Origin of the sequence: Fervidicoccus fontis Kam940 (assembly GCF_000258425.1) — an archaeon.
Classification (GTDB): domain Archaea; phylum Thermoproteota; class Thermoprotei_A; order Sulfolobales; family Fervidicoccaceae; genus Fervidicoccus; species Fervidicoccus fontis.
This window is the reverse complement of record NC_017461.1, coordinates 377,969-402,431: the sequence shown is the minus strand read 5'-3', so window position 1 is coordinate 402,431 and position 24,463 is coordinate 377,969. Positions and strand designations below refer to the sequence as shown.

The 24,463-nt window shown below is 33.1% G+C and carries 23 protein-coding genes; 13 read left to right on the top strand and 10 right to left on the bottom strand.

Annotation, left to right across the window (positions count from 1 at the left end; all coding sequences use genetic code 11):
• The first annotated feature begins 1 nt into the window (after window position 1).
• The 5 genes from FFONT_RS02060 (at window position 2) to FFONT_RS02040 (ending at window position 5,370) form a co-directional block, all read left to right on the top strand.
• The gene (locus FFONT_RS02060) at window positions 2-331 is read left to right on the top strand and encodes a 4Fe-4S dicluster domain-containing protein (RefSeq protein WP_014557560.1); all 330 of its coding nucleotides are present in this window, start codon (window positions 2-4) and stop codon (window positions 329-331) included.
• Between the two features lie 10 nt (window positions 332-341).
• Entirely contained in the window at window positions 342-1,304 is a 963-nt protein-coding gene (locus FFONT_RS02055) for a heterodisulfide reductase-related iron-sulfur binding cluster (protein ID WP_148683528.1), read from the top strand.
• A gap of 120 nt (window positions 1,305-1,424) precedes the next feature.
• A complete protein-coding gene (locus FFONT_RS02050; protein ID WP_148683527.1) occupies window positions 1,425-2,831 on the top strand; it encodes an arginine deiminase family protein in 1,407 nt (468 codons plus the stop codon).
• Window positions 2,832-2,935: 104 nt separating this feature from the next.
• Window positions 2,936-3,889 (top strand): ornithine carbamoyltransferase, encoded by a 954-nt coding sequence (gene argF, locus FFONT_RS02045; protein WP_148683526.1) that lies wholly within the window; start codon window positions 2,936-2,938, stop codon window positions 3,887-3,889.
• 140 nt (window positions 3,890-4,029) lie between these two features.
• Window positions 4,030-5,370, top strand: coding sequence for an APC family permease (locus tag FFONT_RS02040; protein WP_148683525.1), 1,341 nt, complete (start codon window positions 4,030-4,032; stop codon window positions 5,368-5,370).
• 36 nt (window positions 5,371-5,406) lie between these two features.
• Here the strand turns inward: FFONT_RS02040 and FFONT_RS02035 are convergent, their stop codons facing one another.
• From FFONT_RS02035 to FFONT_RS02015, 5 genes are all read right to left on the bottom strand, one after another.
• A complete protein-coding gene (locus FFONT_RS02035) occupies window positions 5,407-6,423 on the bottom strand; it encodes an MraY family glycosyltransferase (protein ID WP_014557555.1) in 1,017 nt (338 codons plus the stop codon).
• A gap of 10 nt (window positions 6,424-6,433) precedes the next feature.
• Complete coding sequence (locus FFONT_RS02030; protein ID WP_014557554.1) at window positions 6,434-7,321, bottom strand: ATP-grasp domain-containing protein; 888 nt, start codon at window positions 7,319-7,321, stop codon at window positions 6,434-6,436.
• Between the two features lie 64 nt (window positions 7,322-7,385).
• The gene (locus FFONT_RS02025; protein WP_148683524.1) at window positions 7,386-8,570 is read right to left on the bottom strand and encodes a class I SAM-dependent rRNA methyltransferase; all 1,185 of its coding nucleotides are present in this window, start codon (window positions 8,568-8,570) and stop codon (window positions 7,386-7,388) included.
• A 10-nt stretch (window positions 8,571-8,580) separates the two neighbouring features.
• A complete protein-coding gene (locus FFONT_RS02020; RefSeq protein WP_014557552.1) occupies window positions 8,581-9,300 on the bottom strand; it encodes a purine-nucleoside phosphorylase in 720 nt (239 codons plus the stop codon).
• Between the two features lie 59 nt (window positions 9,301-9,359).
• Window positions 9,360-11,759 (bottom strand): DNA-directed DNA polymerase, encoded by a 2,400-nt coding sequence (locus FFONT_RS02015; protein ID WP_014557551.1) that lies wholly within the window; start codon window positions 11,757-11,759, stop codon window positions 9,360-9,362.
• Window positions 11,760-11,910: 151 nt separating this feature from the next.
• Between FFONT_RS02015 and FFONT_RS02010 the strand changes: the two genes are divergently transcribed.
• Complete coding sequence (locus FFONT_RS02010) at window positions 11,911-12,786, top strand: winged helix-turn-helix domain-containing protein (RefSeq protein ID WP_014557550.1); 876 nt, start codon at window positions 11,911-11,913, stop codon at window positions 12,784-12,786.
• Window positions 12,787-13,041: 255 nt separating this feature from the next.
• Complete coding sequence (locus tag FFONT_RS02005; RefSeq protein ID WP_148683523.1) at window positions 13,042-14,646, top strand: hypothetical protein; 1,605 nt, start codon at window positions 13,042-13,044, stop codon at window positions 14,644-14,646.
• On the opposite strand, the gene FFONT_RS02000 is transcribed toward FFONT_RS02005, so the two are convergent.
• Complete coding sequence (locus tag FFONT_RS02000) at window positions 14,624-15,019, bottom strand: hypothetical protein (protein WP_014557548.1); 396 nt, start codon at window positions 15,017-15,019, stop codon at window positions 14,624-14,626. The two genes, FFONT_RS02005 and FFONT_RS02000, sit on opposite strands and share 23 nt — an antisense overlap.
• Before the next feature lie 225 nt (window positions 15,020-15,244).
• Here FFONT_RS02000 and FFONT_RS01995 point away from each other — a divergent pair, with 225 nt between their 5' ends.
• The 3 genes from FFONT_RS01995 to FFONT_RS01985 all read left to right on the top strand — a co-directional run bounded on the left by FFONT_RS01995 (window position 15,245) and on the right by FFONT_RS01985 (window position 17,663).
• Window positions 15,245-16,492 (top strand): phosphoglycerate kinase, encoded by a 1,248-nt coding sequence (locus FFONT_RS01995; RefSeq protein WP_014557547.1) that lies wholly within the window; start codon window positions 15,245-15,247, stop codon window positions 16,490-16,492.
• Window positions 16,493-16,505: 13 nt separating this feature from the next.
• Window positions 16,506-16,928, top strand: coding sequence for a universal stress protein (locus tag FFONT_RS01990; RefSeq protein WP_014557546.1), 423 nt, complete (start codon window positions 16,506-16,508; stop codon window positions 16,926-16,928).
• A gap of 270 nt (window positions 16,929-17,198) precedes the next feature.
• Complete coding sequence (locus tag FFONT_RS01985; RefSeq protein ID WP_014557545.1) at window positions 17,199-17,663, top strand: hypothetical protein; 465 nt, start codon at window positions 17,199-17,201, stop codon at window positions 17,661-17,663.
• Window positions 17,664-17,702: 39 nt separating this feature from the next.
• Here FFONT_RS01985 and FFONT_RS01980 read toward each other — a convergent pair whose 3' ends face one another.
• Window positions 17,703-18,479, bottom strand: coding sequence for an SDR family oxidoreductase (locus FFONT_RS01980; RefSeq protein ID WP_014557544.1), 777 nt, complete (start codon window positions 18,477-18,479; stop codon window positions 17,703-17,705).
• A gap of 146 nt (window positions 18,480-18,625) precedes the next feature.
• Between FFONT_RS01980 and FFONT_RS01975 the strand changes: the two genes are divergently transcribed.
• Complete coding sequence (locus tag FFONT_RS01975; protein WP_014557543.1) at window positions 18,626-19,987, top strand: RuvB-like helicase; 1,362 nt, start codon at window positions 18,626-18,628, stop codon at window positions 19,985-19,987.
• 4 nt (window positions 19,988-19,991) lie between these two features.
• Here FFONT_RS01975 and hxlA read toward each other — a convergent pair whose 3' ends face one another.
• Window positions 19,992-20,666 (bottom strand): 3-hexulose-6-phosphate synthase, encoded by a 675-nt coding sequence (gene hxlA, locus FFONT_RS01970; protein ID WP_014557542.1) that lies wholly within the window; start codon window positions 20,664-20,666, stop codon window positions 19,992-19,994.
• 202 nt (window positions 20,667-20,868) lie between these two features.
• Between hxlA and glmM the strand changes: the two genes are divergently transcribed.
• Both glmM and FFONT_RS01960 read left to right on the top strand, forming a co-directional pair.
• A complete protein-coding gene (glmM, locus tag FFONT_RS01965) occupies window positions 20,869-22,227 on the top strand; it encodes a phosphoglucosamine mutase (protein WP_014557541.1) in 1,359 nt (452 codons plus the stop codon).
• A 6-nt stretch (window positions 22,228-22,233) separates the two neighbouring features.
• On the top strand, window positions 22,234-22,632 hold the full coding sequence (locus FFONT_RS01960) for a Trm112 family protein (protein WP_148683521.1): 399 nt from the start codon (window positions 22,234-22,236) through the stop codon (window positions 22,630-22,632).
• Between the two features lie 6 nt (window positions 22,633-22,638).
• Here FFONT_RS01960 and FFONT_RS01955 read toward each other — a convergent pair whose 3' ends face one another.
• Together FFONT_RS01955 and rnhB are read right to left on the bottom strand one after the other, a co-directional pair.
• Window positions 22,639-23,811, bottom strand: coding sequence for an OBG GTPase family GTP-binding protein (locus tag FFONT_RS01955; protein ID WP_014557539.1), 1,173 nt, complete (start codon window positions 23,809-23,811; stop codon window positions 22,639-22,641).
• Window positions 23,812-23,852: 41 nt separating this feature from the next.
• Entirely contained in the window at window positions 23,853-24,446 is a 594-nt protein-coding gene (gene rnhB, locus FFONT_RS01950) for a ribonuclease HII (protein WP_148683520.1), read from the bottom strand.
• Window positions 24,447-24,463: the final 17 nt, after the last annotated feature.

Sequence of the window (24,463 nt, the reverse complement as noted above, 5' to 3'; positions counted from 1 at the left end):
AATGGAGGATGCTCAAAGCAAAGATGAAGAAATTGTCAACGAAAAAATAAAAGTAGTTCTTGATGATGCTTTAAGCTGTGCCTTTTGTGGAAACTGTGAATGGGTCTGCCCTACTTTGAAGATTAAGAAAAATAGAATATATGGGCCTAGAGGAAGAATCACAGCAATTCTTAATTTTGTAAGAGAAAACGTTCTTACGGATGGCGCAGTTGATGCTATATTCACTTGCCTTCAATGCGGTGCTTGCGTTACACAGTGCCCAGCAAATATAAGAATTGATGAAGATGTTAGGACAGTTAAATCATATCTGATAAATAAAAATATGCTTTAAGGTGAAAAAAATGACACTTCCAATTAAGGAAATTTTAAATATGATGGTGAGCTTTGATAAGAAATATGGGATCCCATTTCCCGTTTCAACTGAAATCATATATAAATGGGCTTTGGGCACCGATTTGCCAAAAAACACAGATACAGTAATCTATACCGGTGGATTATATCAGCTAGTACCTTACATTAAAGAATTTACCAATTATCTAGAGTCAATTGAAGAAGCTAAAGGTACTTCAATTATTATGAAATTCGGAGAAAGATTCATTAGCTTGACTGATTTTTTCGCTAAAATAGTTGTAAACGTATCAAAGGATGAACTTGAAAAGCAATATTCTATAATACGAAATATAGTTGAACTTATAAAGTCAACGGGAACAGATTTTGGTTATCTTTATGATAAGGACATGTATACAGGTGTTCTTTTGTTTGACTATGGACTAAAAGATGCTTTTAAAGAACACGCAGAATCAGTTCATAAAAATTTAAAGGAATCGGGTGTTAAGGCAGTAATAACTATAGACCCTCATACCACGTACATATTGAAAACTATTTATCCAAAAATTTTAAAAGATTTTAACATTAATGTCATCAATTACTTAGAGTTGCTTTATAAATTTAAAATGAAACCTAAAAGAGAAATTCACGAGAGCTTTACGATACATGATCCTTGTTATTATGCTAGAAACCTCAACATCATTACTCAACCAAGAGAACTTCTTTTAAACGGAGGAGTAAAAATTAACGAACCTTTTAGAACAAAAGAATTGACTTTTTGTTGTGGCAGTCCAGTGGAGACATTATCTCCTTCATTATCAAAAGAAATAGCGAAAACTAGGCTAGAAGAGCTTGTTCTCACAAGTGATCGCATTATAACGATGTGCCCTATGTGTAATCTTTCCCTTTCGAGAGTTAATGAGAAGAATGCAAGTATAGAAGATATTTCAGAAGTCCTCAAAAAAATTTACTTGTAAAAAGTTCGAATTTTTATTTAAAAATAATTTTTTATTAATAAAAAATTGATTAAATAGTTTTTTGATAATTCTAAAAAAAGATATATATTAAAGAATTATAGAAATAATTTGGTGAAAAAATTGAATTTTATTGATATTGACATAATAAGCAAAATGGAAAAAAATGAGTTAGAGAGAGGGCTAAAGCTTGTCTTTAATCCGCCCATTACTTCTTTTGACCTCAGTGAATCAGTAAGAAAAAAAGCAGGAATAGTTTTACCGCAACAGCCTATAACGGAATCTATAGAACTCTCTAAAATTGAGAACGCTTTAGGAAATAAAGCCCTCGAAAAATTTCTTGCACTGGATCAAGTTATAAGTTTAATGCCATATAACGATTATATGAAACTAAAAGAAAAAAGCGATATGGAAATTCTTTTTGATTGGGAAGAAAAAATCGCAAAACAAATCTCCGTAATAGAAAATTTAAGGAGTGATGATTTAAGAGGTGAAGATTCGAAAAGAGAAGGAATACTAATGCTGGCAGTTTCTAATAAACAGTTAAATATAGTAAAGGGAAGACATACTGAATGGGTTTGGAGAGAAAAAGCCCTGGATGGTTCTGATGCTCCTGATGCAATAAAACTGTCTGAAGATATTTCCAGAATAGCTAACACGCTTAGTGAAAATGGAGTGAAGACTTTTGTTGCAATAGATTCCGAAATTTATGATGAAGCGAAGAACCTCTTCGTAAGGTCAAAGATTTTTAAAGTAAATGTCCCTGAAAATATGGCCAAAATATTCTATACAAGAGACCAGAGTGTAACGTGGCTAAAATATCCAATTATTGGTAACATGAGCTTGAAGCTAAGAAGAGGGGAAGAGGAAGTTCTTAATGAAATATACTACAACTTAAATATATACCCTATGGCAAGGGCGAGATGGGTTAAATTTGACAACATGCTGGTTAGAGCTGTAATGGAGGGAGGAAATTTCTTTATAATAAAAACTGAAAAAGGAGTTGCACTGTTGACAGGCATCGGGGTAAGAGGTTCTAACTATGCGACATTTAAATTTTTAGGCGAGATATTGCCAGAAGACGTTAGGATAATAGGAGTTCCTCTAGCTGGATACATTAAATACTGGGAATTTGGGGCTGTTCATCTCGATACCGCATTTGCTTACTTGGGAGACGTTGGTGGCGAAAGAGTGGGGATAATAGATCCTTCAAGAGTTGGCTTTTATTCTGCTTTAGAATATGATAGAAAAAGCGGGATGTTTAGAGTAACAGAATTCCTTAAGCTCATGAAAGAGCTTGAAGTTAAAATTGATGAGATGCCAAGGGAGAGTCAGAGCCCGATCACCATGACAAACGCTTTAAATCTCGGCAATGGAAAACTGGCGGTTGATTCTTATAATGAGAAAGCAAATGAATATATAGAAAAAACTTACGGACTTGAATTATTGAGAATAAAAATACCTCAGATTGAAGCCGGCGGCGGAGGAGTTAGGTGCTCTACAAGAGAGCTATGGGAGTTAAATAAGTGAAAAATCTAAAAAATAACTAAATGATTATTTTTTAATTTTTGTTAGGACATTAAATATTTATTATGTTTGAACAAAATTAATAAATTTAATAAAAGGTGAAAGATATGTTTGATTTTTCGAAAATAAAAAATTTTAGAGGTAGGGATTTTATTACTACAAGAGCTTTTAGTAGAGAAGAAATAGATTACTTGATTGATTTAGCTGTAGAGTTAAAGCAACTTAGGGAACTTGAAATTGAGTTCTTACCATTAAGAGGAAAAACAATAGGGATGCTATTTAGGAAACCATCAACTAGAACTAGATCTTCATTTGAAGTAGGTATTGCAGAACTTGGAGGCATTCCCTTTTATTTTAGGCCTGATGAGATGCAATTAACAAGAGGCGAACCGGTAAAGGATACAGCAAGAGTCCTTGATAGATATCTGAAAGGGTTCGTAATAAGGACATTTGGACAAGATGAAGTTGAAGAATTTGCTAAGTATATGAAAGTGCCGGTTATCAATGCTTTGACGGATTTAGAGCATCCATGTCAAGTCCTTGCAGATTTAATGACGATTAGAGAGAAAAAAGGCAAATGGGATGGATTGAGAGTCGTTTATACAGGGGACATTTGGAATGTCGCACATTCATTAATAGTAGAAGCACCAAGACATGGAATGGATTTCATAATAGCAGTTCCTAAAGGATATGAACCTAATGAAGAAATTTGGAAATTTGCTGAGCAAGAAGCAAGAAAAAGAGGGACTAGATTGGAAATAGTCCATGACCTCAACGAAGCAGTTAAAGGTGCAGATGTAGTGATCGCAAATACTTGGTGGAGTATGGGTAAGCCGGAGCAGGAAAAAGATAAAAGAAAAGAAGACTTTAAGCCATTCACAGTTACTCCTTCTCATATGGAATTAGCAAAGCCTGATGTGATTTTTATGCACTGCCTGCCAGCATATAGAGGAAATGAAATGACCGAAGAAGTTATAGAAGGTAAATGGAGTGTTGTTTTCGATGAAGCAGAAAATAGGTTGCATACAGAAAAAGCAGTATTAACCGCTGTAATACCATAATTTTTTAAATAAATCATATTTATAAATAAAGAATTAAATTTTTATTTTTTTCAAGTCTTGATTTTTTAACTTTTACAGAAACATTAAAATATATGATCATTAATAAATATTTTATTTATAAAAAAAGTGAGGTTAAAAATATGACTTCTCAGGGTTTAAAAAGGCAGGTTAAATGGTATGTTTCAGCGGCTTTAGTTATTGGAACTTTAGGAGCAACAGGTTTATTTGGTAACTTGCCAGTAACTTATAGTATGGCTGGTCCTGCAGCAGCTCTTGTCTGGATTGTTACACTGCTTTTTGGTGCTTTTGCAGCGGTAGTTTTAGCTTATAACTTTACAATATGGCCAGATAAGGCGGGAGCTGAGTACGCTCCAGTGAGAATAGCACTGGGAAAAATACCTGGAGCCATTGCAGGTTGGGGATTTTATATAAACTGGGGAACTGCAGGAGCAATAGCTTCTCTAATATTAGGCAGATATATATTTGGCACAGATCCTTCGACGTTTCTACACAGACAGCTATTCGCTTTTGCTTTGGTAACGATATTTTTTGTGTTCAATTATTTTGGCATTAAAATAGCAGGTATAACTCAGACTATACTCACAATACTTAAAGTAGTACCCCTCATATTAGTTGGTCTCGTAGCTATTCCATTCGTCAATTTGTCTAATTTCCACCCTTTTTGGGTTTCTGGAGTTCCTGGAGTTCAGGCTAATACCATGGAAGGCATGCTTATGCTGTTCCTTTCTGCCGCACTAATTGCCACTTGGAGCACATATTCAACGGATATTTTTGCTTCGATTGTACCAGAAATCGAAGATCCCGAAAAGGGAATTCCAAGGGCAGCTTGGTTCTCGGTTGTAGTGTCTTTGGCTTTTGTCGGTTTAATAACAATCACTGCTATAGGTGTTTTAGGTTCACAAATGGGGACTCTTTCAAAGCCACTATTTCAGTATGGTCAAATTGTTTTGGGGAATGCTGGAGAAATATTGCTATGGATAGCATTAGTTTGTGGTGCTTTGACTGTTCCAAATGTTGCTTTAATGAGCGCATCAAGAGTAACATATCAGATGGCTGTAGAAGGAGACATGCCGAAGATTTTTGCAAAAACTAATAAATATGGCGTTCCACATTGGGGATTAATTCTAATATATCTAATAAACGTTATAATGATATTCTATACTGCTGCATATGCAGTTTTGGTAGCTATTGTCCAAGTTCCTTGGATTGTCTGTTGGTTCTTGCTGGGTGTAGCAAATCTTAAAATTAGAGCAACAAAAGAATGGCATGAAAAGGCTATATTTAAAGCCCCATGGTGGGTAGTAATAGGAGCTTTTATTGTAGGTTTAATCGGTTTTGGATATTGCTATGCATATGGAGTATTATGGGGCTGGCATGATATAATTTTAGGCATCGTGTTTGTTCTATTGATATTAGTAATAATGGCTGTAGATTCTCTAGTAAGCAGAAATAAAAAATAATTTTTTCTTTTTTCTATTTTATTTTTTAGCAAAAAATCAAAATAAAATGGCATAAAAGATCATTGTGAAAATGCTTGAGATACTTACTAAGAGATATAAGGATATCACAAGTTCCTTTTCAGATAAGGGATTTTTTAGAGTTAATAAATGAGCAAGAGTTATTGGTGCATTTTCATCCGGATTTGCTTTAATTATGTTATTATCTCTATCTGGAATCGTTGGTCTCGTCTTTAGTTCATGATGCTCTATTATGCCTTTTATACTGCTTAAAATTGTGAAGCCATTCGTTACTATTGGAATAGCTGCCATAACAAGAAAGAACTCAGTTTTGCTTAAGATAGCTATGGTAGCTAAGATCGCTCCCCACGATAAAGAACCGCAATCTCCATTGAAACTCTTTCCTGGATAAAAGTTATGTGGTAAATATCCTATAAGAGAAGAAATAGTAAGAACGGCTAAAATAATTGCAATTTGATATAAAGGATCGCTTTTTGGTAATAATGGGAAAAATAAAAAGGAAAGGAAAGTAAAAATTGTCAAAATTAGAACTACTCCCGGAGCAACTCCCGTAAATGTATCAGTCATATTTATAGCATTAGATGCTACAGCATAAATTATTGGAAGAAGTATAGGATAAACAATAGATAACCTCGCATTTCCTAAAAAAGGTATGAAAACAAATGGCCTATAAAGAGACGCAAAATAAATAGCGATTCCAGGCAGTGCTGTCAATAGGACCTTTGTTATCCCTCCAAGTCTCTTCATATCATCATATAAGCCAACAATTCCAACGAACCAGATAATCAAAAGAATAGTAATTAAATCATTAAAAATCATTTTGTTTCCTGCATTCATAAACATATAAATTAAAATCGAAAAGGACCAGCCAAATAGAAAGCCTAATCCTCCAGATTTCGGTAAAAATCTACCAGGCTTCTTATGAACATCCTCACCTAAAAGTCCAATCCTTCTTTCAAATCTTTCTACAATGAATGTAAAAAAATAAGTAAAAAATATACCTACTATTGCTGAAATAAATAAATCAACATACATTTTAGACAACCTATTTTTTATAAGTTTTTTCAGCTTCTTCAACTAATTTTCTAGCAGGATTGAGACCCATAGATAAGGGACCCTTCCAATTAGGAGAGGCATTTGCTTCTAGTATATACCTCTCCCCTTTTTCAGATTCTGCTATATCTATTCCTGCATAAAATAATCCTAAAAGTTCAGTAGTTTTTATTGAAAGCTCTTTTAACTCTTCATCTAATACTGCAGGTTCAGGCGTAGCTCCTTGTGCTATATTTGTTTTGAACAATCCTGGCCTAGCCTTTCTGTAATAAGCCGCATAAATTTCCCCATTTATTACCAAGATTCTTATATCTCTGTTGTCTTTCTTGTTAATGAATTCTTGAAGTAGTATTGGTTGATTCCATGAGAGAAGCTGTTTTAAAACAGTATATGCAACATCGACATTATCTAGAAGCATCACTCCTCTTCCCAAGCTACCAATAATAGGCTTTACTACAACTTTTCCATATTCGTTTATAACATCTAACGCTTTTTGCAGGTCTTCAGTAATTATTGTCTTAGGATAGGGAAGTCCATTTTTTGACAGAATCAACGGTAAGAGAGATTTATCTCTCGCAGTCATAATAGATGAATAACTATTAATAGTGAATGTTCCTGTCTCTTCTAGAATTTTTACTATGTTTGTCATCCAAATAAAATGTTCAATTGAGCCAGGATAACTCATTCCTCTAATAAATGCTATTTCTGGCTTTATCTCTCTTTTACCTCTGATAATTATCCGACTATTGTTAACATAAATCACATTAAGCTCCTGAGGTCTTATGTAATTTGCCGAATGACCTCTAGCTTTTGCTTCTCTAATAATTTGTCTTGCAGAAAATGGAGGAATAGCACTTGGATGTATTACAGAGATTTTCATAGTTAACACTTTAACATCAATGTTTTTAATTTAGACTTAAAAAGTTATTTTTAATAGTATTCTTCTATTCTAATTCTAACAAAAATCCTTTTAGATATCTAAGTTCAACATCCAATGGTCTTGTGAATGGAAATACATTGAATGGAGAAAGCTCATAAATGACCCTCGATTTATAACCATAATAGTTTATCCATTCTTGCAAAATTTTTAATAATTCATCCGAACTAAGATGAAAACTGCAACTTGATGCGTAAATATATCCTCCCAGCTTAACAAGCCTTAAGGTGTTGCCAAATAGCTTTTTATATGCTTTAATTCCCTTTTCATATAAGTTTTTTGACGGGATAAATGCTGGAGGATCAACTATTACGATGTCGAACTGCATTTTTTTGATCAAAAGCGAATCTATAACCTTTTCAACCCTTCCGCGGATTATTTCAAACTTGTCTTCGAATCCATTTTTGATAAGGTTTTCTTTTGCAATATTTAATGCTCTATCATCTTCATCAACAAGTAAAGAAAAAGATGCGCCTGCCTTTAATGCATGGGCGGAAAAGCTTCCTGTATATGAAAAAAGGTCTAAGATTTTTGCACCATCTAAAGATAGAGATGAAATCTTCTTTCTCGCTTCTCGCTGGTCTAGATAAAAACCTGTTTTTTGTCCATTTAAAAAATCGATTTTAAATATTAAGTCATCTTCTTTAATGTAAGTATACGGAGGCGGCTCTCCATGAAGAAACTTTTTTTCTATTGGTAATCCAAAAAATTTTCTTCCTCTTTGATCATTTTTTAAAAAAACTCGTTCAGAAATACCAGCTTTTACTATAGCATCAGCCAACAGACTAAGATTTCTATCCCAGCCATAGCTTGTAGTTTGGATTACGGAAGTGTCATTAAAAACGTCTGTTATTAATCCAGGCGTTCCATCACAATCGCCATATAATAACCTATACCCTCTTTCTTTCTTTTCTCCGATTTTTTTTCTAATGAGATACCCTTGGTTAACTCTCCACCTAATTAGCTCATTTAAATCAGGATTGTCGTATTCGCTTATATAAGATATTATCCTACCCCCAATAGAACCAATTTTTTCATAAAAACCATATCCAATAACTTCTCCGTTGAATAAAAATTTTACAAAATCTCCATTAGATAATGAGGAGTCGCTTTTTACCCATTTAGAGTAAATAGAATAAAAATGCTTTTCAATTAAACTTTTTGCCCCTTTTTTAATTTCTACAGTTTTCATATTTTTCACTTCAAACTGCAAAATTAGTTAAAGCGTCAAATATGTTTGTAGCTACCGAAACCATCTTTTTATTAATTTGTGCTGAATCTAGCATCTCCTCCCCATTTCTTAGGAGATGGTTAGTTACATATAATACACATCCGGTCTTTAAACCTCTTAGCCAACCTATCATCGCTAAACCGGCACATTCCATTTCTATAGCAAAAAATCCTAAACGTGATAATTTTAAGGCCAAATCTTTCGATTCTGAATAAAAAGCATCGCTACTTATAATAGGACCGACATGAAAATTAAAGTCGCTCCTTTTAAAATTATCGACTAGGGTATTGATAAGATCGAAAGAAAACCCATTTGGAGGAATTATATCATCAAAATACTGCCTTATTGCACTTGAATTAAAATGTCCTGCTGATTCTGCAATTACTATATCGCCAATTTTTACTTGCTCCTTTAATGAGCCAGATGTTCCAAACCTTATTATAGCCTTTGCGCCTAATGAAACAAGCTCTTCAAATACAATTAACGCACTTGGCATTCCGATTCCATGGGTTACAATACTTATTCTTTCTCCTTTATATGTCCCTGTATAAGACAATAAACCTCTATTTTCATTTATTAGCTTGGGATAGTCAAGCAAAGAATTTGCTAATAATGAAGCTCTATTAGGATCTCCAACAGTTACAACTTTTTTCGCTAGATCGTTCTTTCCAATTTTAAGATGAATAGGCATCCTATATCACTTTTTTCTAAAGTATTCAAGTTAAGAACACACATTAAACATAAAATATATTATTTTTTCTGCTTACTTGAAAGGTAGTCAAAGAGCGATTTTTGCTTTTCTATCGCTCCCTGTTTTAATACGCTTTCTGAAACGCCAAAATACTCTAATATTCTCATAGCTGCAGGAATAATCTGGTGATCTACGTAATAATCGACATCAATCTCATCAAGTGTAGCAGCAAAATATGGCTTTACTTTTTCACTGATTTTTCCTTCTCCAGATACAACTACATATCCTACCTTATCTCCAGGTGATATTTTTAGTCCATATTCTTGATACAACTTTGCAGCAGTTACATGCGGTGCATCAACTTCATATTCTTCAATAGGCTTTGTTATCGTTTTCCATATTACAAGCTTATCAATAGGAATTTTCTTTTCTTTTAGATTTCTAATAATTTCTTTAGTATATTCTATCGCTTTTTCTGTGGTTCCCTTTTCCAATATGAGTCTTGCAATTTCTGTTTGTATATCTTTGGAAATTTCAGACCAATCCCCTCTTATAGCTTCAAAACCAACGATATCTATTATATTATCTATTGTAATTCCTACGTATCTTTTTTTTGCTTCAGTGAAGAAAAGCTTCTTATAGATTTTATCAATTTTAATTTCAAGCCCTAATTCGCTGTTTATTATGTTTAAAAGCTCGTTGATCTTTTTCTCATCAAACTGGACAAAAAGGCTATCTGTATCTCCATATATAACATCAAGACCTAACTTTTTTGCCTTTTCGATTGCAAAGGTTATATTCTGTCTTCCCCAAGCCGTAATTGCTTCCGCGCATTCTTTGCAATACCATCTTGCGCCTTGCCACCCCATATATCCATAGCTGGCATTCGCTAAAACTTTAATAGCTTTCTGTCTTTCATCAAGTACGTTATATTCTGGATCGCCTGGTTTCAATTTTTTTAGCTGTTGCCTTATTTTTTGTCTAGCGGCTAAAAGATCGCTCAAGACGCTTTTGAAAAATCCTGGTGGTTCCTTTCTAAATTTGTGCCCAACATCAGGAGCCACGTAACATTCATCATTTTTGCATTCTTTTACTAAAGTATCCGGTCCAACATTATATTTAATCATTATATTAGGATACATGCTCGCAAAATCTAAAACCGCAATATTTTCATGAACACCTGATTTTGGTTTCAGAACTATTGCTCCTTTGTAACTTTCCCTTTCTCTTTCTTCTCTGTTAGGCACTATTTCATTAAATCTATATGCTTTTCTTATGAGGTAATATTCTAATCTATAACCAACACTGGTAGCCATAAGCTGATCAAGCGGAATTCCTGTAAGTCCAGAAAGCTGAATTCCAAAAGGCAAAAATTTTTCCATAAGCCTATAAGTCGAAATAACGTCATCTCTATTGTATCTGAGGACTTTTTCTCTGCCTTCTTTTCCTGTGTCCCAGAGCTTCGGGATATCATACCATTCCAGAAGAACCCTTTCATCTTTCTTCATTACTCCCATATATTCAGAAATATCTTCAAGTGTTTTTCTCTTAACTTCAGAAATCTCCTGTGCAAAATCAAAGATATCGACATTCAGTCTTCCTGCTACACTGATATGACCGGCTGTGCTCGTTGCAGGTGATTTCCCTATTTCTCTTGTGACATCAAGATTCAATCCATTGTACTTTGCCCTTTGTAGCAAGTAATTCCAGTCGAAAACATTAATGTTATAACCTGAAATTATGTCTGGATCTATTTTCTGTACTTCTTCGATAAACTTTTTTATTGTTTCTTTATCATCTTTATTTTCTGAATAAAACTGCTTTAAACCTCCATCCATAAGACCGATTATTATTATTGGATCCTTTTCTGGCCTAGGGGAACCTGTTGTGCTGTACACTTCTATATCAAATACCATAGTTTTTAGAGATGGAAAAGAAGCCTCTGCTTCTAACTCTATCGGATCTTCAAGGACTTCGTAAATCTTAGCACTTCTATATTTTTTCTTAGAGACCTCTCTTACAGGTACTTTATACCATCTAAACGGTTTTATATCCTTATCAATCATGTACCTCATTGAAAACCTTATATCCGCTTCTAGGACATCTTTTACCATAGGAACATTTTTTACTCTGTCTCTAACTTCCCTGACTTGTTCAGGTATCATCATTATGATTTTTAAAGCCTTTACTGGTTTTCCGTAAAGCTTTTTTTCTACTAATTCAACAGAGGCTTTAGGCTCCTTTCTTCTAACTAAAGTTAAAACTTCGTTTTTTACTTTCTCGATATTAGATTCTTCTTCGAGAATTGCGTAAAAATATGGCTTAAATCTCCAATCCAATAAAGTAATTGTTTCTCCAGCTCTGTTTTTAGCCCAAATTACAATGAATACGTTGTTTCCTTCTTGTTCATAGCTAACATCTAATGGTTGAAACTCGATAATCGTTTTTTCTTCAGACAATATATAGCACCCGTCATCTGAAATCGAAAGAAGAAAAAGAATTTATTTTTCGCCTAATTTTTATATAAAATGTTAGTTTAGATAAGTATAAATATTTTTCATAGTAAATAAGTGTCCAATTTCAACTTAGTGACATAGACAAGTGGTTATTATGAGAAAGAAAATAATTGTCTTAGCGTTTATTATAATTTTCATTTATTCAATTACTTTTATTTCAATAGCACAAGAACCCAGTTATACAAATGCTGTGATCAGTATTGATAGCTATGGAATTGCATCTATTAAACAAGTAATACCAGTAAATGACGTTTCTGTTGTAAATTGCATTGGAAATTGCCTATATGTCCTCAACATTAACACATCAAACGTTGATTATTACTTGGAGAATAACACAATAGTTCTAGTACCGAATAATTTTACTGGCAATGTGCTTTTAGAATATATTTCACAATTAGCTTATCCTAATGGAACTATTTGGAATGTGAGCTTTAGTAGTGACATTAATACTACCGTTGTTCTCCCATATGGCGCAATTTTGCTCTCAACGAATCCCTTACCAATCGATTTTAATGTCACTTCGGATGGAAGATTATATTTTGTATATATGCCTGGCAATATAACACTATCATATTCATACCTGCAGTCAGCTAACATTACAAACACAACAGGCTTTACGAGCACAACACCTTCAACTGCAGGATTACACCAAGGCATTAGCAATTATGCTTTATATATAATTGGGATTATTTTAATTGCCATAGGGTTGCTTATCGGATATTTATACTTTAGAGGTCCAAAAAAAGGAAAAAGCTTAGAAGAAAAAATAAAGTATTTAGATGATAGGGATAGAAAAATCGTTGAAATCATTAGAGAGAAAGGACCGATAACTCCCGGCGATCTTCTGAACCAACTCAATATTCCGAGATCTGCATTTTATCGGCGAATAAATAGACTAAAAAAAGACGGAATCATAGAACAATTCGAAGTTGGTGGAAAGGTTTATTACAAGCTAAAAGAAGGACAGTGAGCTACACTGTTCTAAAGGGTTGGGGCTTCAGCTTCATCTAGGGTTTCAGAGGTCTCAACGCTCAAAAACCTTTACCCACTCATTTTCTCGATACAATGTGAAGTTTCCTGAGCGTCCATCTTTATAAAAACTACTTATTTTTTCATTTCTATGTCTCTATCACTGTGTTCCATTTTTGTTCAATTTGTGTACAGGAGTTGTTCATATTTACATATATAGCGTTAAATTCTTTTGATGAAAAAGGTGATGCAATTGATGGAAAAAATGAGAAAAAAATCAAAAAAATTATTCGCCGGAACGGTCTCTGGTTTACTATTTATTCTGCTGACCTTCTCTTTTGGAAACGTGTTTACAATATCATCCGCAGAGTCAACGAACACCTCGAGCGTAATGACTACTACGGCACAGGGATCACAGGTAACTAATCAGACAGCTGAACAAGTTATAGTTAACAGTATTAATAATATAATTGATTACTATAAATCAAAAGGATTAAATACTTCACAACTAGAATTGCTTCTTACGCAGTTCATCTCAGCACTTCAGAGCGAAGAGCAAGGTAAAGCCACCCAGATATATATAGAAATAGTAAAAGAAATATATATATTGAGATTGCAACAGCTGAATTTATCTCTTCCAGAATTAAAAGAAATAGCTCAGATTCAGCTAAATAATATAGTTACTCAACTAATCTACAGGATTAATAATATGAGCTTTTTAGATTCACAGGTAAAAGCTAATCTAACGCAACAGTTAAATCAAGCTCTAAATTTGATTAACCAAGGAAACTATACAGGGGCTTCAATTATATTAAAAAATGTAGTAAAAGAACTTAATGACATGGAGAATTCAATAAAGGAAGCGAAGATTCAGGCCGAGCTATCTGATTTAGCTATAAAAAGGATAAACGAAATAAACTCAATGTTTAATACAAGTATAGTAAATTCAACAGAAATACTGAATGTGAAAAATATCAGAGAGAAGGCTATGGCAGTTAGAGGGCTTGGAATTATGCAAAGAGAAATGGAAGAGAATATACAGCAAATAATGAATCAGATACAGAATCAAATAGAAAATAGTAACCTATCTTCAGTAATAAGTAAAGATGAAATTAACAAAACAATAATTCAATACATGCAAGGCGAGCCACTGTCAAAGAAATTTGGTTTTAATATTTTTACATCATCAGAAGTATTGCTAAGAGTCGCTCAGAATCAATTGGAAAATTATTCATATGGAAAAGGAATTAGTCATGGAAATGGAGCTAATGTAAATCAGACACAAGTAGAGATCCTTACAAACTATATTAATAGTGCCGAAAATTTAGTAATGTCGGCAAATGCTGCTGTCTTAGATCTTTCAGCAACAAATGCTCAAAACGCATTTAGTTCTTTACAGCAAATAAGCAATCAAACGGAACAATTGATATCCGAATTATCCAACATAACTGTAGACAAACAATTAAATTCAGTAAAAGTTCTTATTTTAAATGCGCTTAAAAACTTAGACAACTCTATAAGTTTGATACTTTTATTTGAGAGCCAGTATTATAACTATACGGGGCTAATAACAGTTAAGGGAATCGTTATAAGTATAAATCAAAATAATTTGACCGTTTTGGGAGGTACTCCTCTTATTCAACCTATGACGAATGAAGTGAAGGGTTTGGGAGCCTGGAACAAAATGATTCCCACCGAATGGACAGTAATTATATTATCTAATACCAAGATCAAAGGGAACTTAACACAGTATGCTCCTGTAATAGTTATCGGAAATGTTACTGATATAGCAAACCACATTGTAGATGCTACTTCGATACATATAATTGAGAATGATATCAATGATTTTGATTCCAACTAATTTTTAAAAATTTTTTCTTTTTTGCAGTGAGAACAATTAGGTCTTTTTTCTTTCTTTCTGCTTGAACAGACTTAATATCAATTTTATAATGTAATTTTATTTTTCTGTATATTTCTTCATATTTTTCTACGAATATTTTTATATGATTTTTATCAATAGGAACAACTTTCACTTGCTCTTCTGATAAACTTTCTGGTAACATAATGTATATTTTTACTTCATTGGCATCTATCTTTTCGAAAATTTCTATATCAGTTAGACTTTGCGCAATGGAATAAGCCTCTATGTTATTATAGTTGAAAAATATATTTAAGAAACTGTTAATGATCCTTTCAAGAAGATTTTTATCATTTAAGTCGTCTTTTTTGCTCATGAAATTCATATCCCATATTTCATTAAACTTCTATTATTTAATTTTTCAAATAATAAATCTTTTTAGCAAAAATTTTTGATAAAAATATAGGAATGAAAAATTCTCTAGTCTTTTATAATGAAGAATTTATATCAATTCTAATCTCTTTCTTTAAATATTTTTATTAGCGATAATTTTTATATTGTATGCTGGAAAAATTTTTGATTTCTCAAAGAGTTGACTGAAATGAGCATTAAAGTTGCAACTCTGGATTCAGTTGATCTAAATGGGAAAAAAGTTCTTTTAAGAGTAGATTTTAATAGCCCACTTAATGAAAACAAAAAAATAATAGATTTTTCCAGAATAAAAATACATGTTAAAACTATAGGGGAATTGATAGATAAAAATGCATCTGTTGTAATATTAACGCATCAAGGAAGGCCTGGAATGGAAGATTTTAGTGATCTGAGCGAGCATAGCTTACTTTTAGAAAAAGAGCTTGGTTACAAAGTAAATTTCATCGATGATATAATAGGACCTCACGCGAGAAATAGCATTTTTATGCTAAAAGATGGAGAAGTTTTAATGCTAGATAACGTAAGGTTTCTATCAGAAGAAAACATTGAAGCTTCAGGAGATTTTCATTCAAAATCATATATGGTAAGAAAACTAGCGCCTCTATTTAATTACTTCATTAATGATGCTTTTGCCACTGCACATAGGAAGCATGCAAGTATAGTAGGTTTTCCTTACGTATTGCCGTCACTTGCAGGAAGGGTTATGGAAAGCGAGGTTATTGCTTTAAAGGAAATCAGAGATCCTAAAATATCTCCAAAGATCTTTGTGCTCGGTGGTACAAAAATTAATGATAGTATCAGAATAATAAATAATATTCTTAAAAATTCAAATTCGTCTACTAGAGTCCTATTAACTGGGCTTGTATCAGAACTGTTCTTGTTCGCATCAGGAATTGATATTGGTAAGAGTAATAAAGAGAAACTTGAAAAACTAGGTGGAATTTCTCTATTATCTAATGCTAAATCAATTTTGTTAAATTACAAAGATAGAATCCTTTTGCCTGAAGATTTCGTTATTGAAGGTGGAGGCGTTGTTGATATAAAAGAACTGCCGAAAAAAGAAGGCTTAATTAAAGATATAGGGGAGAAAACCATTGAAGAATACTCTAACATAATGAGAGAAGCTAAGGTAATTGTATTGCGAGGGCCGGCAGGAGTTATAGAAGAAAAAGAATATATGAAAGGATCCATTGAACTTGTAAAGAATGCTGCATCAACAAATGCAAAAGTTATACTTGGAGGCGGGCATCTAACCGCAGTGCTCGATTTCATACCTGAAAACCTAAGAACTAGAATTCATAATAGTAGTGGTGGTGGAGCATTGTTACTATACTTGAGCGGAGAAATGCTTCCTGGTATAGAAGCGCTTTCATTTTCAGCAAGTAAATTTAATTTGGATGGAATACAATTAGAATAATGAGGGGAAGAAGATGAGTAGCTACGTTGATAGAGCATTTAGCTTAAGCTATGCGCTCAGAAGGATCCTAGTGGCTTTTGACGGATCAGCTAGCAGTGAAAGAGGTTTGAAAATTGCATTAGAGCTATCGAGAATGCTCGGATCCGAGGTCCATGTTATATATGCATGTAGTAATAATTCTTGTAATGAAAACATTATTAAGAAGGCAGAAATTTTAGCGAAAGAAAGGGGAGTAGAAATAATTAGTAAAGTTACTAAATTCAATCCAGAAGAAAGTAGTGTTTCAAATGAACTTATTAAAGAGATTAATAGCAAAAACTACGATTTGGTCATTATGGGTACGAGAGGGAAAACAATTTCTGCAGAGATTTCGAAAGGGAGTACTGCTGCTGGAGTTTTTGTAAATACTGACGTAAGCTATTTGTTCATCAAATAATAAACTTTTTTAAAAAATTTTTTGGAAGATAGATGAGAATTTTTATGAGCTTTAGCTCTCCTTTCTCTGTTAGAAATGGTTGGGCCTTCAATTGTAACCTATGCTATTTCTACGGTTAAAAAAAGTTATTATAAAATTTTTAGCAATAATTTCGTCTTTTAGGGCAGAGTAGCTCACATTTAGAGAATGGATAGATGCTTAACGCGAATAAAATATTAACGTTAAATCATATTAATTTTTAGAATTTGTTAAAAATAAGGTGTTAAAACAATGTCTGCTCCAAGTCAAGAAAAAAAGAGCAAAGAACTTAAGTTAGAAGCCAAACAACTTATTACCAGAGATCAGGTTATGCAAAATCCTAAGCTCATGAAGCTTTTAAAATTAATAGATATTTATGGTGAAATAACAGAAAAAGGATTAAATACATTAATTTATAAGCTTAAAGAAAAAGGAATTCAGTTTGATTACACTTTCTTTAAAGTAGGAAATGCAATTGTTAGCAAAAGCCTTAAAGAAGATATTCTAGCTCTTCTATATGTTGAATTTCTTGAGACCGCAGGTAGAGCAAAAAAGCTCAAGACTACAAGTATTGGAAAAGAAGCGTTATCTTTAGTAAGAATTCCCGAAAATGAAATGAATGAATTGAAGAAAGCTGTTGAAGAGTTAAGGGGAGAAATTGCTATGGTTGAAGCTGAGGTAGAGCTTCAATCAAAGCATTTGGGCTCAAAAAAATAATTTTCTAATGACGGCTTATCAGAACAGAAGCATTACTTTCTATAACATACTTTTTAACATTCCTCCATCTACTGCAATTGCAACGCCATTTATATATGAAGATAAGTCGCTTAGTAAAAACAAAACAAGATTTGCAACTTCCTTTGGATCACCAAGCCTTTTCATTGGTATTTCCTTTATATATTGACTTACAATACTATCGAATGTCGTTGCTTTTTCTTTAGCTTCTTCTTCTAATAACTGCTTCAACTTTTCTGTCAAAATATAACCTGGCATAACAACATTAAATCTGGCAAAATCGCTATATTCTCTAGAAAGAGATTTCGCGAGTCCTATTACTGTTAGTCTCATTGTATTGCTAAGCAGAAGATTATAAATTGGTTCTTTCACCGCAGTGCTTGTCATGTATACTACAGATGCACCTTTATTAGCATACTTCAAGAACTCTTTTGTAGAAACAAATGCACTTTCTGATAATAGCTTATAAGCGTAATAGTAATCTTCTTCGCTTAAACTATTAATGTTACCTGTTTTAGGACCTCCAGTATTGTAAACCATACCGTCAAAGTTTTCTAAATATTCCTTCGCTTTCTCAAAAAAATTCTTAATACTATTCGTTGAGGAAAGGTCACAAAGTTCTCCTTTTAAATTAATGGGGTTGCCTAATAAGCTAATAGCCCTTTTTAAATTATTTTCATTGCTACTGCAAAACACTACTTTTGCACCTTCATTAACAAGGTTTTTTGTTATTTCAAATCCCATACCTGTGGAACCAGCCAATATGATGATTTTTTTATTTCTAAGGTTCATGTCCATTTTTTATCACCAAAATTAACAATAGATAGGCTAGTACGATAGCTTAAGCTTAAATATTGTTAAAAAATTTTTTACCTAAATTTTATTATCAAATATATTATGCAATTTCTAATATAAAAATATAAGATTCAAAGGTGAACAGCACTATGTCGATAATTGAAGAATTACCGAAAGTCAAGGAATTTAAGAGAATCGGATTTCATAGTCATATCAAAGGATTAGGTCTTGATGAAAATGGTAAAGCTAAGCAAATAGCGGATGGACTTGTCGGTCAAATAGAGGCTAGAGAAGCCGCAGGCATCGTTGTTCAAATGATAAAAGAAGGCAAAATGGCTGGAAGAGGGATTCTATTTGTAGGTCCAACAGGTACGGGAAAGACTGCGCTTGCAGTAGCAATAGCAAGAGAGCTTGGCGAAGATACTCCATTTGTAGAATTTACTGGTTCCGAAATATATTCTACTGAAATGAAAAAGACAGAGATGTTAATGCAAACTTTAAGAAAAAGCATAGGTGTTAGAATCAAGGAGAAAAGAACTGTATATGAAGGGGCAGTTAAAGAGCTAAAAATAAGGAGGCTGAGAAATCCATATAATCCATACATGATGATTCCAAGAGAGGCAAAAATTACTTTAGAAACTAAAGATGAAAACATAACCTTAACAGTTAGTGAAGAAATAACACAACAACTTTTAGAATTAGGAATTAAAAAAGGAGATGTTATTTGGATAGATTCTCAAACTGGAAGAATATTCAAAGAAGGTAGGTTAAAGGAAGAAGCAGAAGAAAAATCTCCTTATATTTCAAGCGAAAGAATAATGGAAATGCCTCAAGGTCCGATAAAGAAAGATAAAGAAATTGTTCACACTATAACATTGCATGATCTTGATATATATTTTGCAACGAGAAAAGCAGGTCTAGAAATCCTTTTCGGTTTCTCACCATTAAAGGAAATAGGTCAGGATGTTAGAAAAGAAGTTGATGAACAGGTAAAAAAATGGATAAATGATGGTATGGGAGAGATAATACCTGGAGTACTATTTATAGATGATGCACATATGCTTGATTTAGAAGCATTTAGCTTTTTGACTAGGGCGATGGAAAGCGAGCTTGCACCGATAATAATATTAGCAACAAATAGAGGGATCACAAAAATAAGGGGAACAGATATAGAATCCCCTCACGGAATGCCATTAGATTTACTTGATAGACTTTTGATTATTACTACAAGGCCGTATAATAGAGATGAAATTAAGCAAATAATCTTGATAAGGTCAGAAGAAGAAGATATACCACTCTCTGATGATGCAATAGAAGAACTGACCAACATAGGTGTTAATAGAAGCCTTAGGTACGCTATACAGCTTATGGTACCTGCAAAAGTATTAGCTATTAGAAAAAACAAACAGAAAGTCACAAAGGAAGAGGTAATCGAGGCATCCGCAAAGTTCATAGATCTCAAGAGTAGCATCGACTATATAACTAAATATGAACAGTTGATGTTGCATTAAAAATTTAAAGTATTTCTTTTAACATATTTTTAGCAACTTCTCTTGGGTCTTCACTGGATGTTATAGCTCCACCTACAACTATTATGTCTGCTCCATTTTCAGCAAATCTTTTTAACTCTCCCTGCTTTATGCCCCCAGCGATAGAAACCAACGATGTTTTTTCAACTGCATTTTTTATTTCTTTTAACAATTCTATCATATCTATAGCTCTAAGCTTTTTATTTGTCTGCTGATCTATACCAGCATGCAAACCAACTATATGTACGCCTAATTCAGCAACTTCTCTTGCCCTGCTTGCGAGGTCTTTTACGTTAATTAAATCAACCTGAATGAATTTGTTATATTCAAGCGAAGCTTTTAGAGCGCCTTGGATGGTCTCATTATCGGCTGCACCTAAAACAGTGGAAATTGTAGCGCCGGATTTAAAAGCCAAATTTGCTTCTAAATACCCTACATCCATTGTTTTCATGTCTGCTAAAATGATTTTTTCAGGGTAAAGATAAGAAATAATTTCTACAGGTAACATGCCATAGCTCTTTATCAGTGGGGTTCCAACCTCGATTATTATTTTATCACTTAAATCTATTACTTGTCTGACAATGAAAAGTGCTTTTTTTAGATCTGTAACATCTATTGCAACTTGTAAGTAAGGCGGTTCTTTTAAGGTATTAAATTTCAAATTTTTGCACCACTCTATTTTTTGAAATCAAATAAACTTAAATGAGATATTAATAGGAAAAAACATTTAAATAAATTTTTAAAAAGCCATTTAAAATTAAATAAATGAAATCATATCAACTTCAATAATTAAAATCAATATACACTTATAGGAAGCTCATAAATAAACATTTTTAATATTTTCACATCATAGGTGTTTCATCATGGGAAAGATTTTTGGAACCGATGGTATAAGATTAAAAGTTAAAAATGAACTTCAAGCTGAATTTTTGGTGAAAATATCGCAAGCTATATGTGAAGAATTTGGAGAAAGATCTGTGTTCTTGCTAGGGAGAGACGTTAGGTATGGCGGAGAACTGATAAGACATGCAATAATCTCTGGATTTTTAACTTCAGGGTGTAGGGTTTACGACGCAGGATTAATCACCACACCAGCTTTACAGTATGTTATAAAAAATGAAGGTTTTTTTGACGGAGGTGTGATGATTACTGCAAGTCACAATCCACCCGAATATAATGGTATAAAGGTTATTGATAGCGATGGAATTGAAATACCGAGAGAGAAAGAAAATGAAATAGAAAAAATATATTTAGAAAACAGAATTTCCGGAAAGATATCTTCAGAAGAAAAGTTCTTTATTCCGAAGTACCCAGATCCGCTTGATAAGTACTTGGAAGGGATATTAGATAATGTTGACGATGAGATTATAAAAAGAAGAAATTTTAAAGTTGTTGTAGATGGAGCAAATAGCGTTGGTTCTTTAGTTATTCCAAAGCTTGTAAAGCTCCTTGGAGGAAAGCCCATAAGTTTAAATTCTCACCTCGATCCGGATTTTTCAGGCAGACTCCCTGAGCCAACTCCCGAAACTCTTTTTGATACTTCCAATGTTGTAAAAGCAGTGAATGCAGATTTAGGAATAGCTGTTGACGGAGATGCAGATAGATCGATTTTTCTTGATGAATTTGGAAACGTTCTGTGGGGAGATAAAACAGCAGTCATTCTGTCAATATATCTCTCGGAAAAAAACCCGGAGCTTCCAAAGAAAGTATATACAGGAATCAGCAGTAGCTATTTTATTGAGGAGTTGCTTAAAAAGCGCGGAATAGACGTCATTTGGATGAAGGTTGGTAGCGTCGATATCGCTAGGAAACTAAAAAAAGAGGGTGGGCTTTTGGGATTCGAGGAGAATGGCGGAATTATGTATCCAAAACATCAGTATGTAAGAGATGCAGGTATGGCATTAGCTCTAATGCTTGAAGTTATGTCAGCAGAAAGAAAAAAAATATCAGAATTATATTCTATCTATCCAAAGACTTATACAATAAAAACAAAATACAGTATTGATATAAGTAAAGCTAAGGAAATTATAGAAAAAATAAAAAATTGTTATAGAAGTTATCCAATGATTGATATTGATGGTGTAAAAGTTTTACAGGAAGATTCGTGGTTTCTCGTAAGACCTAGTGGTACGGAACCCGTATTAAGAGTAATGGTTGAGTCTAAAATACAAAACAAGGAAAAGCTTATTTTAAAAGAACTTGAAAAAATTATCCTCGGTTGAAGAAGTATGAAATATAGATTGATGGATATACTAGCATGTCCTATATGTAAAAAATTTCCTTTAGAATTAATAGTAATTGAAAGTGTTGAAAAAGAAAGAAAATTATCTCAGAAAGCTCCATTATGCGAATTATACTGCGCATATAGAGGAGATTTCATAAAGAATTTAACAACTCCGCCTCCTTGTGAAGAATGCTTTAAAAGGGAAATTGAGACTGGAGTATTATACTGTCCTGGATGCGGAAGATGGTATCCTATAATTAATGGGATACCTCACATGCTTCCTGACTACATAAGGAAAGAAGAAAAAAACAAAGATATAGAATTTCTCAAGAAATATAAAGATAAACTGCCGGAAAAAATATGGAAAAAAGGTATGCCGTATAACCTAGGTGAAGATGAATAGACAGTACTATACCTTAGAATATATTTCGACTATGTCTCCATCTTGAAGTTCGTGATCCAAACCTACTCTTTCGCCTGGATACTTAGCACTTTTTCCCCATATTTTTGCATATTTAAAAAACTCTTCTAGTGAAGAATGAATGCTAGACGCGACATCTCTAACTGTTGCCCCATTTTTAAGAACTAGCGGCTTTTTTGCAACATCGCCATTTGGTTGTTTGGTATAAATTCGAATTAATCTCAAACTTTTAAATATAAGTTCTCCAATTTTTTCTAAGTTTTTGTTAGTAATTGTTGAAGTAAATATGACGCCTTCAACTTCTTTTGAAATATAGCTTATTTCCTTTTCAACTTCTTCAATGTTATCAATAAGGTCACTCTTGTTGACTGTGATAATGGTAGGTCTGTAAACCTTACTGCCAATAATCGATGTCTCTATATCTTCTAAACTAATTTCTCCATTAATTTTTACGACAGCATGAATAATTTTATAGTCTTTAAGTATAGACTTTATATCTTCGACTCTACCATCAACTATTTTTCCATTAAGTATAATATTTAATCCTCCTTTGCTTGCTTTTTTTATTTCTATACTTCCTTTAGGTTTTTTTGTCATTATTCCCGCCTTTTCCAGCAATTCCAAATAACCGAGTATCTGTTCTTTTACGTTTTTACTGCCATCTAATACTAGAATAATGGCATCTGCGTTTCTAGCAAGTCCAATTGTTCTATTGAGCCATGGCACACTTTCATCCATCTTATAAGGTATGCTTGGCGTATCAATAAGCTGAAAGTAAACATCCATATATTTAAGCATTCCAGGTTGGGGAATTTTTGTGGAATAATGATAACCAAGGATCTCGACTTTTGCGTTTGTCAATTTAGATAGAAGAGAGGTTTTTCCTGAGAGAGGAGGTCCAAGCATTACTATCTGCGCATCGCCTTCTTTTTCAATATAAAATTTAATACCTCCTCCAGTTTTCTTCTTTTTTGCTAGTTCAGCATCTTCCTTAAGTTGACTTAGCCTCCTTGTTGCCCAATATAACAAATTTTCTGTTCCTTTATGCTTTGGAACAGAGGAAATAAAATCTTCTAGAGCCTTAATCTTTTCTTCAGTAGTCTTTGCTTCCATTACCTTAATCCATTTAGCTCTTGCTTCAGGAGGCAGGTTAGTAGGCATTTTCTCACTGTATTAGGATTTTAGAAAGTAAAGTTAAGACATTATTTTTTAAAAGTTTTCCATTTAGTTCTAATATACTCTCTTGGAATTTTAGAATAATGAAGTTTTAGCCATTCAACGCTTTTTTTATCCCCTGGATATCCTGAACCAATTAAGCCGAAGTTGTTTCTAATTTGTTCTAGAGCCCTATCTCTTTGAACTTTTGCTACTATGCTTGCAGCAGCGACAGCTATAAAATTCTCATCAGCTTTTTTTAAGACCAGTTGTTCAATATTATCACTTTCTACTAGTTTAAAATCTCCTTTACCAACTATATCAGCAATAATTCTATTCAAATATTTTATTTCTTTGGTTGCGTCATTTGCTATTTTTCTCATTGCTCTAATAGTAAGATAGTTTATGTTTTGGTTATCTATTTCTAATGGTGTTACTTCAACGACTTCGAACCATAATGCATTAGAAGTTATGATATCGTAAAGTTTTTCTCTTTTATTTTTTGAAAGCTTTTTACTATCTTTAACTCCATACTTTTTAAATACCTTTTCTGCCCTATCGTCTATTACAACACCTGCCACAAACATGGAACCTATCATGCATCCTCTTCCAGCTTCATCAATGCCCAATGTAATTGGCAAAAATTTCACCTACTATA